This window comes from Clostridium sp. ATCC BAA-442 (assembly GCF_964239415.1).
Lineage (GTDB): Bacteria > Bacillota > Clostridia > Oscillospirales > Oscillospiraceae > Flavonifractor > Flavonifractor plautii.
In genome coordinates, this window is sequence record NZ_CAXSQB010000027.1 from 29,446 (window position 1) to 41,126 (window position 11,681).

The following is an 11,681-nucleotide window of genomic DNA, read 5'->3' on the forward strand; positions in this document are numbered from 1 at the left end:
CCCCCCCCCCCCCCCCCCCCCCCCCCCCCCCCGTCTGCACTGTATTACTCCACATCCTCCGGGAAAAAGGCCCGGTAGGGCAGCACGCCTGCCAGCTCGATGAGCGTGTCGGAAAATCCGCCGCTGCCGTCAAACCCCATCCGGGGCGTTTTCAGCAGCTCGCCCGGCTCCGGCGGCCGGAGGGGCAGGGACACGATCGCCCGGGAGCCCCGCTCCTCCCGCTGCTCAAAGACGATGCTCCCCCCGTGGAGGGCGGCGATGCGGCGGGCCACCTTCAGTCCAAGACCCAGGCTGCCCGGCCGCTGAAGCAGCTCCCGCTCATCGGTTTCCGGGAGAAAACCCGGTCCGTTGTCCCACACGGTGAGGACCGCCCGCCCGCCCCGGCGGGCCAGGCGCAGGCCGGACTCTCCGCCCTCTCCCGCCGCGCGGACGGCGTTGGCGATCAGGTTGAGCAGCAGCCGCCGGAGCTGGGCCCCGTCTCCATGGGTGAGGAGGCTCCCTATCTCCTCCTCATAGGAAAAGCGGATGCCAGCCAGCGCCGTCAGGGGAGACACCTGCTCCCCCAGCTCCCGGCACAGCCCGGCCAGATCCAGCGTGCCCTCCCGCAGGGGGAGCTCTCCCTCAGGCAGTTCCAGATACTCAAGATTGCCCACCATACGAATCAACCGGTACAGGCTCTGGTGCAGAATGGCCAAATAGGGGTCGTACTGCGGCCCCGCCTTCTCCCGCACCACCGGCGTGAGCAACTGAATCGCTGCGGACAGGTTGTTCATCTGCTGACGGAGCTGCTCTACCAGGAGCGGTCCCAGATCCTCTCTCTTCTCATCCAAATGCCGCCGACCTCCTTTCCAGTCCTGCCATAGCTTGCGCAGGAATTCCGTAAAGTTGTAAGGGTATGATAACGTCAGTATAGCAAAATCCGACCCGCCGCTCAAGCAGAAATGTCGAATCATGTCGAAACCACCGCGTTTACCGATAGTGCCGGTGTAAATTTATACAGTTTCCCCAGTAAGTTTTCTGTTTTCCCCCTTTTCATTCGGCGCGGATTCGTTTATAATGGAGGCGCGCAATTGGAAATCATTTAAGAATCAAATTAGAACGAAGGAGCGATTCATTATGAGCATTAAAGTTGGCATTAATGGCTTTGGCCGGATCGGCCGTCTGGTGTTCCGCGCGGGTATCTCCCGTTCCGACATCGAGTTCGTGGGTATCAACGATCCCTTCATGACCCCCGATTACATGGCCTACATGCTGCGTTATGATACCATGCACGGCCAGTTTGACGGCACCATTGAGTACACCGACGACGCCATCATCGTCAACGGCAAGACTGTGAAGTTCTTCGCCTGCATGGATCCCAAGGACATCCCCTGGGGCGAGGTGGGCGCCGAGTATGTCGTGGAGTCCACTGGCATGTTCCTGACCAAGGAGAAGGCCCAGGCCCACATCGACGCCGGCGCCAAGAAGGTGGTCATGTCCGCCCCCTCCAAGGACGACACCCCCATGTTCGTCATGGGCGTCAACCACGAGACCTATGACTCCAGCATGAACTTTGTCTCCAATGCCTCCTGCACCACCAACTGCCTGGCCCCCATCGCCAAGGTGCTGCACGACAACTGGGGCATTACCGACGGCCTGATGACCACCGTCCACTCCACCACCGCCACCCAGAAGACTGTGGACGGCCCCTCCAAGAAGGACTGGCGCGGCGGCCGCGCCGCCTCCGGCAACATCATCCCCTCCTCCACCGGCGCCGCCAAGGCCGTGGGCAAGGTCATCCCCTCCCTCAACGGCAAGCTGACCGGCATGTCCATGCGCGTGCCCACCCTGGATGTCTCCGTGGTGGACCTGACCGTCAACCTGGCCAAGCCCGCCAAGTACGACGAGATCTGCGCCGCCATGAAGAAGGCCAGCGAGGGTGAGCTGAAGGGCATCCTGGGCTACACCGAGGACGCCGTGGTGTCCTCCGACTTCCTGGGCGACACCCGCACCTCCATCTTCGACGCCACCGCCGGCATCGCCCTGACCGACACCTTCGTGAAGGTCGTGTCCTGGTACGACAACGAGATCGGCTACTCCAACAAGGTGCTGGACCTCATCACCCATATGTATTCTGTGGACCACAAGTAAGTGAATCCAACCAAAGAGAGCGGAAGCCGGACGGCCTCCGCTCTCGTTTTCGTTCTGCCCACGGAGGCGGCCGCTCACACCTCCCGCACGTCCACATAGGCGGAGGTGGTGGCGTCCAGCACCGCCATATAGCCGCAGCGGAAGTCCAGCCAGTCTCCCACCTTTACCCGGCCTCCGCACCCCTCCACGTCCACAATCAGGTGGTCGGAGCTGGCGCCGATCATCTCCGCCCCCGGCAGGGTGGGGGTGAGGGCGGCCCAGGCCACATCCTGCTTGCCTGCGGCGCAGATGGCCCGCAGGTGGACCCCCCGGTCGGGGTATTCGGGCAGATCCCCCTTGCCGTCCCGGCCGTGCTCCCCGATGGGCACCGACGGCTTGCGGCGCAGCTCCACCACCTGGGCCTTGAAGTGGAAGGCGTCGGTGTGGTACCCCTCCAGAAAGCGCATGCCGGTGGTGTCCTCGCCGTAGAGCAGCCCCTCGCCCACCCGCAGGTGGTTGATGCCCGCGGGGAGCCGCCCCTCCTCCAGCAGCTTGAGCGTACAGGTGGAGCCGCCGGACAGGGTTTTGATATGGAAGCCGTACTTCTCATTGAGGAAGTCCCGCAACTCCACCAGGATCTGTGTGTTCTCCACCGAGGGCAGGATACTTCCGTAACACCCCACGTTGGTGCCCAGACCCACCAGCTCCACACCGGGACAGCCCAGAATCTGCCCCGCAATCTCCTCCAGCTGCTCCCGGCCGAACACCCCCTCCCGGAGATCCCCTACGTCCACCATGAGAATAATGGGGTGAATCTTCCCCTGCCGGACGGCCGCATCGGACACGGCGCGGATGACCTCAATCTGGCTCTGGAGGCTACAGTCAGCCCAGCGCACCACCTCCTCGGCCTCGTCAATGGCGGGTATGCGGATGAGCAGGTAGTGCAGGCCGGGTATGGCGGTCTTGGCGGCGATGATGTTTTTCAGGCGGCTGTCCGCGAAGCGGGTGACGCCGCCGGCCCGGGCCGCCCGGATCACCCCGGGGCGGGCGGAGAAGCCCTTGGTGACAAAGGCCAGCTCCACCCCCCGCAGGGCGCAGAAGGTGTGGAGCTTTCGGGCGTTCTCCTCGATTTTCCTGGTGTCAATCTCCAGTATGGGTGCGTACATGCTTTCCAACCCCCTTTGTAGCTACCAACAGTGTAACCCTCATTTTCCCTCTTGACAAGGGGAATTCCATATGTCATACTGTGTATGCTGAATATATACAGTATGACATCAAGAAGGTGTACCATGGACATCATCATCCGCAATTCCGGCGGCGTACCCATCTATGACCAGATCACCCGGCAGATGAAGGGCCTCATTCTCCGGGGAGAGCTGAAGGAGGGCGAGGCCCTGCCCTCCATGCGGCTGCTGGCCAAGGAGCTGCGCATTTCCGTCATCACCACCAAGCGGGCCTATGAGGAGCTGGAGCGGGAGGGCTTTCTCACCACTGTGCCGGGCAAGGGGTGCTTTGTGGCGCCCCAGAACCCGGAGCTGGTGCGGGAGGACACCCTCCGCCGGGCCGAGGAGCACCTGTCCCATGCGGTGGACGTCGCCAAGGCCGGCGGCGTCACCCTGGCCGAGCTCACCGAGACCCTCAACCTTCTGTATGGAGACGAAACACTATGAAAAACGCATTGGAAGTGTCCCATCTCACCAAGGACTACGGCTCCTTCAAGCTGGACGACGTGTCCTTCACCGTACCCGGCGGCACCATCATGGGCCTGATCGGGGAGAACGGCGCAGGCAAGTCCACCACCATCAAGTGCATCCTCAACCTGGTCCGCCGGGACGGCGGGGAGATCCAGGTGCTGGGCCTGGACAACCTGGCGGACGAGCGGGCGGTCAAGGCCCAGGTGGGGGTGGTGCTGGACGAGACCACCTTCCACGACGGCCTCTCCGCCCCCCAGGTGGGGAGCATTCTCGCCCGCCTCTACCCCGGCTGGGATGGAGCCCTGTACCAGCATTACCTGGAGAAATTCGGCCTCACCAGCAAAAAGCTGGTCAAGACCTTCTCCAAGGGCATGAAGATGAAGCTGTCCCTCGCGGCGGCCTTTGCCGCTAGGCCCCGCCTGCTGATCCTGGACGAGGCCACCTCCGGCCTCGACCCGGTGGTGCGGGACGAAATTTTGGACGAGTTCCTGGCGTTCATTCAGGACGAGGAGCACGCCATTCTCCTGTCCAGCCACATCACCAGCGATCTGGAGAAGGTGGCCGACTATGTGACCTACCTCCACAGGGGGCGGGTGGCGGTGTCGGGGGCCAAGGATGAGCTGCTGGACACCTACGGCAAGCTGGTGTGCGGCCGCTCCGAGCTGGAGCGGGTGGACCCCGCCCTGCTGGTGGGGGTGCGCTCCGGCCAGTTCGGCTGTGAGGCCCTGGTGAAAAACCGGCGGGCTTTCGCCCGGTTCCACCCCGAGCTGGCGGTGGAGCCGGTGTCGCTGGAGGATATTATGGTCTTTACCGTAAAGGGGGATGCCCGATGACCGGCCTCATCTACAAGGATTTTCTGGCCCTTAAGGGCCATCTGACTACCTACCTGGTCTTTTTCCTGGTCTACGGCGGCCTGTGCTTGTCGGGAGTGTTCACCGCCTCGGTGCTGTGCGGCATGGTGGTGCTCATGTCCCTGATCACCCCTATGACCACCGTCACCTCCGACGACGTGAGCCGCTGGAACCGCTTCGCCATCGCCACCCCGGCCTGCCGCCGGGGGGTGGTGACAGGCAAGTACCTGTTCACCCTGCTGGTGACCCTGGCCAGCACCGTGTTTGTCTCCCTGCTGCTGGTCGTGCTGGCCCTGGCCGGCGGGCTGGAGGAGTCCCTGTCCGAGCTGCTGCTGTCCGCCCTGGCCTGTGCGGGGATCGCCCTGATCATGAACGCGGTGGCGCTCCCCCTGCTGCTCAAGTTTGGGGCGGAGAAGGCCCGCATGGTGAGCATGGCGCTCTTTTTACTGGTCTTCGCCGGCTTCGCCCTGCTGGGCCTGGCGGCCGACCGGGGCCTCGCCCTCCCCGCGCCCCCGGCGTGGGTGCTCACCGCCCTGCCCGGCCTGCTTGCCATCCTGGCCGTGGGCGGCTTCGCCCTCTCCTACTGTATTGCCCAGGCCATCTATGCCCGAAAGGAGTTCTAAGCATGGCCGGACTGCTCTGCAAGGACTGGCTGCTGCTCCGGCGGCAGCTTTGGTACTATGCCCTCCTGCTGGGGCTTTATCTGACGCTCACTGCCGCCGGAGTGCTGGACGCCTCTTTTCTGTGCGGCCTGGCGGTTCTCTACGGCACCCTTCTCCCCACCACCTGCTTCAGCTATGACGAGGCTGTGCACTGGGAGCGGTACGCCGCCGCCACCCCCTCCGGACGGCGCGGGACGGTGGACGGCAAGTACCTGCTGGCCCTGCTGCTGGCCGCCCTCAGCGGCGGGATTTCCCTCTTCCTCACCGCCCTGATGGAGGGGCCGGAGAGCGCTCTGTCCCTGGCGGTGCTGGTCTGTACCGGCCTGGCCCTGGCGGTCAACGCCGTCAACCTGCCCCTTCTCCTGCTGTTGGGGGTGAGCCGCAGCCGGGCGGCCCTCTACTTTGTGTTCATCCTCTTCTTCGGCGGCGGCATGGCCCTGCTTTTGCTCTTCCAGCGGGGCCTTCTTCCCCCGCCCACCCCCGGCCTGGCCGCCGCCCTGCCCTGGCTGGTGACCGTCCTGTGCGCGGCGGCCTACGCCGCCTCCTGGTGCATCGCCCGGAAGATTTACTGTAAAAAGGAACTGTAGGGGCGTGGCCTGTCCCCGCCCGCCGGGTGTGCCACGCTACGGTCGGACGAGGAACTGCGTGCGGCCGCCAAGGGACACCCACCTGTAAGCCCCTGTCTGTCCCGTATCCAAAAACGTCCCCGGAGGGAATTCCCTCCGGGGACGTTTCTGCGTGGTTCAGGGCAGCTCGATAACCCAGTCGAGACTTTCATACAGGTGGTCGGCCCTGCCGCCGGCATCCTGAATTCTCTCCACAGCCACTCCGCCGATACACACTGCGTCCACCGGTTCCTCCATGCCCTCCGGCTTGATGGCCTCGAACCGCTCGGTGCCGTCCAGCTCATAGGCGCCTGTGATGTCGTGGCAGGGATAGCGCTCTCCCGATGCGCCGATAAAGGAGATGTCGAAGGGCCAGCCCCACCACTCTGTGCTGTCGAAGCTGGCGGATATGGCCGAGCCGTCCTCCGCCACCCAGATGGTCATATCCCCCTGGGGGAGCGTCCAAGTCTTCTGTACCGTGGGGGGCGTCTCCGCCGGCACCAGTCGGAGGGAGAACACTCCCCCCTGGACGCCCAGACCGCTGACATGGAGGGCGCAGTCCTCCGGCGGCGGGGCGGCCATCGTACAGCGAAGGCGGGTGGATGCAGTGGTCTGATAGCCCTGCTCCAGGCGGTAGCGGGGGTAGCCGCTCCCCTCCCCGGCATCCGCCACGCTGTAGGGAGTGATGGTGTGGACGGCATTGTGCAGCGGCTCCCCGTCCGCCGACAGGCCCAGCCGCAGCTCCACCGGAGAGGGCAACTGATCGGCAGGTAAACGGCTGCTCATGGTGAGTTCCAGTTCCAGCACCCCGCTGCGCAGGGTAGCATCCGCCTCGTAGGTCCAGTCCCCCTCCGTCCAGGTGACCGGCTCCTCCAGCACCCAGAGCTCCGCCTTGTCATCCGCCGTGGCGCCGATGCCTGCGAAATAGCGGCAGAGCTCCCCCACCCCGGCGGCCACGGCCCGGTAGTTCATCAGTCCCAGCACCAGCCCCGCGCAGGCCGCCGCGGCCGCCAGCCGCCTCAGGGGTGCCCGGCTCCGCCTGGGAGGCGTCAGCGCCTCCTCCGTGAGTATCAGCAGACCATCCCGGTCCAGTACCTCGTCCCAATCACAGTATCTCATTTGGTTCCCTCCCGTTCCCACAGGCCCAGCCCCTGCCGGGCCAGCAGCCGCTTCAGCTTCTTCCGCAGGCGGCTCACCCGGGCGTCCACCCCGTTGGGCGACAGCCCCAGTACGCTACCCAGCTCCGCAGAAGAGAGCCCGTAGACAAACCGCAGGGTGAACAGCCTCCGTTCCTCCCGGCTCAGCCCCTCCAGCACCCGGCGCAGTCCGTCCCGCACCGCAGCTCTCTCCGCGTGATCCGCCGCCGCCAGGCCAGAGTGTTCCTCCAGTGGCTCCTCCATCCGGGCGGCCAGGGCGCGGCGGCGGTCCTTTGCCCGGCTGCGCACCAGCACGCAAAGCCAGGTCTGCTTACTCCCCTGCGCGGGATCCCACGGCGCCCTGCCCTCTACAAAGGCCCAGACGGCGTCCTGGACGCACTCCTCCGCGTCCTCCGGGCGGCCGGGGAGCTGGGCGGCGGCCACCAGCTCCAGCAGCCTGCCGTACTGCCGGAAAATCTGCTCCGCCTCCTGGTTATGATCCAAAACCTCCTCCATTGGTTCGCCCCCTTTCACCTTACAGTACGGTTCCAAGCCCGGAAACCTGACGCATCCGCCCCATTTTTTGCTCCGCCCCACAGGAAAAGCCCGGCGCAGATGCGCCGCGCTTCTCTCTGTGTCGTGTGGGCCGCAGTCCTGCGGGAAAACAGGCTCAGCCGGCCGCAGCGGCCAGGAGCTCCAGCGCCTGGGTCACCTCGGCGGCGGTGGCGGCGCCCTGAGGCGCCAGTGTGCCGTCCTCCTTGCCGGTAAGTACGCCGGTGTTCACTGCCCAAGTCATGGCCTCCAAGGCCCAGCCGGACACCGCATTGCCGTCGGTGAAGTCCTTGGGGGCGGGGCCGTCCTGCGCCAGCTCATAGCCCTTCTTCTGCGCATAGCGGTACAGAACCACTGCCAGCTGCTCACGGGTCAGGCTGTCCCCGGGGCCAAACGCTGCGGCGCTGTAACCCTTCATGATCCCCTCGGAGGCCGCCCAGTTCACCGCGTCCGCGTACGCTGCGTCCTCCGCCATATCGTCAAAGCCGGCCGCACCGCCGGTGGGCTTGCCCTCCCGCTCATAGAGCTCCTGGGCCAGCGTGCCGCGGGTCACGGCGGAGAACTCCAGGGGCTCGTCGGCCAGCATCTCCGAAAAGATGGCATTAGAGGCAAAGAGGTAGTCGTCCTGCTGGTGGGCGCGGTTGACAATGGAATTGGCAAATACGGTGATATCCATCGTGCCGTCCGTCCAGGCAATGGCCTCCACGCCGTTGTCCATGCTGCCGCCGGCCATACAGCCGACGATGAAGCTGTCCTTCTCCTGGGCGCGGATAAGCACCTCGGCGTTCTCCGGGTAGCCCGTGAGCACCGCGCAGTTGAGGGTGTAGATGACATGATCACCGTCGCCAGTCTGACTGGCGGTCACCAGGCTGTCGCTGGGGTAGGTGACGCGGTGGAGGGCCTCCTGTCCCTTCTCCTCGTAGGTCAGGCCGGGAATCAGAGTCTGGAGGTAGTCCAAAGTAGAGGCACCGGTTGCGATGTAGGGGGTACCGCTCTTCACGGCCTCCACCGCGGCCTCGCCCCAGGCGCCGCTGTCCAACGCCACGGAGCCCACTATGACATCCGCCTTGGCGGGATCGTCGGTCACCCGGAAGCCCATGTGTTTGGTGTAGGCCATCACATCGTAGTTGGAGGTGCCGTTGTTATGGATGTTGTCATAGTTGATGAAGCCGTATCCGTCGGCAAACCACTTGGTATAGTAGCCGGAAGTCACCTTGTCGTCGCCGAAGGCGGCGTGGCGGCCGGCCAGATACAGGGTGGGGGCGGAGATAGCGCGGGCAGCGGGCATCTGCTCGGTCAGGGTAATCACCAGCGCATACTCTTGCTCCACGGCGGCCAGATCGGAGGCGCGCACGACAAAGTCGCCCTTATTGGCGCCCTCGGTTACCATGCCCACCGTCTTGCCCGAGGCCAGCAACGCATTGACGGCACGGACGGTTTCGGTGCCGTTGTTGGCCAGCAGGGCGATAGAGCCGGAGCCGGTGCTCTGGCTGGCGGACTGAACCTCCGTGACCGCCTCCAGAGCCCCCTCAAAGGCCCCAACGGTGTCGATGGGGGCGCAGTCAAAGCCGCGCATGTTGGGGAAACTGGATACCGACTCGGAGTACAGGCTGGGGAAACCGGAGGCGGAGGCGTCATAGCCTTGGTTCAGGACACAGTTGGCGTAGTTGCGCTTGGCCTGATACATATCCACGACCAGGGAGCCGGCCTTGTAGGTCACGCCGTCCACCGCAGTGTCCCTGGTCAGGCGGGAAACCTGGACGCCGTTGCGGATCAGGAACTCCGCCATGGCATAGGCGTCGGCGGGGTCACGCTGGGCGGCCGCGTCCACGGGGAGCACATAGTACTCGGGAAAGTATTTGCCATTGCCCGCATAAGGCACCCGCCAGGTATCCTCCGTCAGGGTCTGGTTGCTCATGTCCACGTACCACTGCTCCATCTTGTCGCGGTGATCCTCGTTGTTCACGGCGCGGCGGAAGAACTCCAGCTGCGCCTCATAGCAGGTATCCTTACAGTCGGACAGGAACTGCCACAGGCCATACATGCCGCTCTCCAGTAAGCGGACAGAGCTCTCCCCGCCGGAGGGAGTCTCGATGGTGAAGCCCATGGAGCCGCAGTTGAGCATGGCATAGCTGGGTGTGTAGTTGGTACTCAGGTCATCCCAGGCGTCCCAGCCGGTCTCGGCATCATAGCTATCGCGCAGGGGGGTATAGTAGGTCTGATACTTGGTCTCAAATTCATCCTTGTGCTGCACGGACATGGTGGCCAGAGCGGCATTGCCGAAGGCCTCGGCCCCCAGCAGAAACTGCTCCACAAAGAGGTCATACTCCAGGTTAGGCTCGTGGGGCGGGGTGCAGGGCTCACACAGGAACTGAGCGGTGAAACCGTGGAACTCGATGAAGGCCACGGGATTCCATTGGCAGATCAGGCGGGCGATGTTGCTTGTCTCCGCCTGGGTCTGGTTGGAGGCGTCACGGTTCAGATCGAAGCCATTGCCGTTGGGGCGGGTATTGTAGGTACGGCCGTCAGGGTTCTCATCGGGCACGACGATGATGATCAGGTTGTCCAGAATCTCGTCCACGCTCATCTGCTTATCCTCGCTGAACGTGTAGTACTCGCTGGCATCGGTGCGGCCGTCGTTGCCATTGCCGTTGATGGTGGTAGCGCTGATTTTCAGTCCGTAGCCGGTGAAGGCGTACTCGGTGCCGCCGTCATCGCTCTCCAGCGCGAAGTCCACGATCTTGGGATCGTACATCCCCATGTCCACCTGTTTGCCGCCGGTCAGACCGGTGATGGTGTTCCAGGTCACCGTGTCCTCGGTGGCCAGGGTGCGCAGCAGGTTGGTGTGGGCATCTACGCCGCCGGCCTCATCGGGGTGGCAGTTGTTCATCATGATGGGCATGCGGTAATCCATGCCGCCCTCAATGGCCTCCAGCACGGCCTCGGGGTCGGACTGGGCCTGGGCATTCATCTTTTTGAAGCTCTCAACGGACTCGGCGCTGTCGGACACCACGGCATACCACTGGTCGCGGCCGTCAGTGCTCTTGCCGAAGGACTGCACGTCGAAATAGCGGCCATTCGCCTCGGCCAGCCCCTTAATCTCCATCAGCTCATGATACAGCTCGTCATAGCGGACGTTGCTCTCATAGACGTTAATCTCCATCGGAGTACCAGCCAGCTTCTCCCCGTCCACGCGGGCGGCCAGCTCATAGTTACCGATAAAGCTGGGCCAGACGTTGCGGGCGTAGCGGAAGGTGTTGCTGCCGATGGCCTGCAGGGAGTTCGTCACCAGGGGCAGAGTTTCATCCTTCATGTTGAAAAAGATCCCATGGCTGAACTGCTGAACCACGGTGACAAAGCCATCCCGGACGGAGAATTCAGGCTCCTCCAGAGAAAAATAAGGCTCGCCGTCGGCGCCGTGCTGGTTGATGTGGCCCCAGCTCATCCAATTTTCCAGATCGTCACCGGTATAGATATTGGGATAGTACTCCGGACTCTGAACATCTACCTTGTCACGGGTCAGGCTCCACTGGATGGAGTCCGCCCAGTCCTTCCACTGATTATCCGCCCAGTTCTTCTGCTCCTGGGACACAGGGACTTTCAGGGTGGCAACAAAGGTTTCCTCGCTCTGATCCAGAGTGAGGAGCGTATCGTCCAGGGCCAGGGTGGCGCCCTCCGCCGGGGCCTTTGCCATGGCGGGCAGCGCCAGCATGGATAAGAGTATCGAAAGCGTCAGGAACAGGGAGAGCGCACTACCAAGTTGCTTCTTGTGCAGTTTCACTTCGTATATCCTCCTTTGAAATATCCTCCCGACTCCGCAGGGATCTGGGCCATGGAGCCCAGGCTATGACATCCCCCGGCTATCTCTCACTGCCGCCTCCCTTCTCAACCAATACACGTCCCCCACAGACACGCTGCGCAGGACGTGCTCCACACTCCAACCAGATGCCGGGTCCGTCTCTCAATATAGCAGATTTACCAAATATCCGCAATATAAGATTCGTATTTTTATTTGTTTTTCCTGTTGATGCAGGAGATCCTTCTCCTTGTAAACGCAAACGGGGGGGGGGGG

At 63.6% G+C, this 11,681-nt stretch carries 10 protein-coding genes; 5 read left to right on the forward strand and 5 right to left on the reverse strand.

The genetic code is table 11. The annotated features are described in order from the left end of the window. Nucleotides 1–44 precede the first annotated feature (44 nt). Complete coding sequence (locus tag ACESY8_RS12290; RefSeq protein WP_054339391.1) at nt 45–830, reverse strand: sensor histidine kinase; 786 nt, start codon at nt 828–830, stop codon at nt 45–47. A 286-nt stretch (nt 831–1,116) separates the two neighbouring features. Between ACESY8_RS12290 and gap the strand changes: the two genes are divergently transcribed. Next, nucleotides 1,117–2,130 (forward strand): type I glyceraldehyde-3-phosphate dehydrogenase, encoded by a 1,014-nt coding sequence (gene gap / locus ACESY8_RS12295; RefSeq protein WP_009261245.1) that lies wholly within the window; start codon nt 1,117–1,119, stop codon nt 2,128–2,130. 74 nt (nt 2,131–2,204) lie between these two features. Here the strand turns inward: gap and ACESY8_RS12300 are convergent, their stop codons facing one another. Next, entirely contained in the window at nt 2,205–3,275 is a 1,071-nt protein-coding gene (locus ACESY8_RS12300) for an alanine racemase (RefSeq protein ID WP_054339390.1), read from the reverse strand. Between the two features lie 123 nt (nt 3,276–3,398). Here ACESY8_RS12300 and ACESY8_RS12305 point away from each other — a divergent pair, with 123 nt between their 5' ends. The 4 genes from ACESY8_RS12305 to ACESY8_RS12320 are packed head-to-tail and all read left to right on the forward strand — an operon-like array spanning nt 3,399 to nt 5,903. Then, nucleotides 3,399–3,779 carry a GntR family transcriptional regulator gene (locus ACESY8_RS12305; RefSeq protein WP_007489974.1) on the forward strand — a complete coding sequence of 127 codons (381 nt, stop codon included), beginning with the start codon at nt 3,399–3,401 and terminating at the stop codon, nt 3,777–3,779. Next, on the forward strand, nt 3,776–4,636 hold the full coding sequence (locus ACESY8_RS12310; RefSeq protein WP_009261243.1) for an ABC transporter ATP-binding protein: 861 nt from the start codon (nt 3,776–3,778) through the stop codon (nt 4,634–4,636). Before ACESY8_RS12305 ends, ACESY8_RS12310 begins: the two co-directional genes overlap by 4 nt. After that, the gene (locus ACESY8_RS12315; protein ID WP_007489977.1) at nt 4,633–5,277 is read left to right on the forward strand and encodes an ABC-2 transporter permease; all 645 of its coding nucleotides are present in this window, start codon (nt 4,633–4,635) and stop codon (nt 5,275–5,277) included. The genes ACESY8_RS12310 and ACESY8_RS12315 overlap by 4 nt, the downstream gene beginning before the upstream one ends. A 2-nt stretch (nt 5,278–5,279) precedes the next feature. Next, nucleotides 5,280–5,903 (forward strand): ABC-2 transporter permease, encoded by a 624-nt coding sequence (locus ACESY8_RS12320; RefSeq protein ID WP_195446725.1) that lies wholly within the window; start codon nt 5,280–5,282, stop codon nt 5,901–5,903. 156 nt (nt 5,904–6,059) lie between these two features. Here the strand turns inward: ACESY8_RS12320 and ACESY8_RS12325 are convergent, their stop codons facing one another. The 3 genes from ACESY8_RS12325 to ACESY8_RS12335 all read right to left on the reverse strand — a co-directional run bounded on the left by ACESY8_RS12325 (nt 6,060) and on the right by ACESY8_RS12335 (nt 11,390). Then, nucleotides 6,060–7,040 carry a hypothetical protein gene (locus tag ACESY8_RS12325; RefSeq protein ID WP_007489980.1) on the reverse strand — a complete coding sequence of 327 codons (981 nt, stop codon included), beginning with the start codon at nt 7,038–7,040 and terminating at the stop codon, nt 6,060–6,062. After that, nucleotides 7,037–7,573, reverse strand: coding sequence for an RNA polymerase sigma factor (locus ACESY8_RS12330; protein WP_054339389.1), 537 nt, complete (start codon nt 7,571–7,573; stop codon nt 7,037–7,039). The genes ACESY8_RS12325 and ACESY8_RS12330 overlap by 4 nt, the downstream gene beginning before the upstream one ends. Nucleotides 7,574–7,727: 154 nt before the next feature. Beyond that, nucleotides 7,728–11,390, reverse strand: coding sequence for an S-layer homology domain-containing protein (locus ACESY8_RS12335; protein WP_338154744.1), 3,663 nt, complete (start codon nt 11,388–11,390; stop codon nt 7,728–7,730). Between the last annotated feature and the right edge of the window lie 291 nt (nt 11,391–11,681).

Excerpts from the sequence above, each read along its gene's own strand:
- ACESY8_RS12305 (WP_007489974.1), top strand. The coding sequence starts at position 3,399 with ATGGACATCATCATCCGCAATTCCGGCGGCGTACCCATCTATGACCAG.
- ACESY8_RS12315 (WP_007489977.1), top strand. The coding sequence starts at position 4,633 with ATGACCGGCCTCATCTACAAGGATTTTCTGGCCCTTAAGGGCCATCTG.
- ACESY8_RS12310 (WP_009261243.1), top strand. The coding sequence starts at position 3,776 with ATGAAAAACGCATTGGAAGTGTCCCATCTCACCAAGGACTACGGCTCC.
- ACESY8_RS12320 (WP_195446725.1), top strand. The coding sequence starts at position 5,280 with ATGGCCGGACTGCTCTGCAAGGACTGGCTGCTGCTCCGGCGGCAGCTT.
- ACESY8_RS12330 (WP_054339389.1), bottom strand. The coding sequence starts at position 7,573 with ATGGAGGAGGTTTTGGATCATAACCAGGAGGCGGAGCAGATTTTCCGG.
- gap (WP_009261245.1), top strand. The coding sequence starts at position 1,117 with ATGAGCATTAAAGTTGGCATTAATGGCTTTGGCCGGATCGGCCGTCTG.
- ACESY8_RS12300 (WP_054339390.1), bottom strand. The coding sequence starts at position 3,275 with ATGTACGCACCCATACTGGAGATTGACACCAGGAAAATCGAGGAGAAC.
- ACESY8_RS12325 (WP_007489980.1), bottom strand. The coding sequence starts at position 7,040 with ATGAGATACTGTGATTGGGACGAGGTACTGGACCGGGATGGTCTGCTG.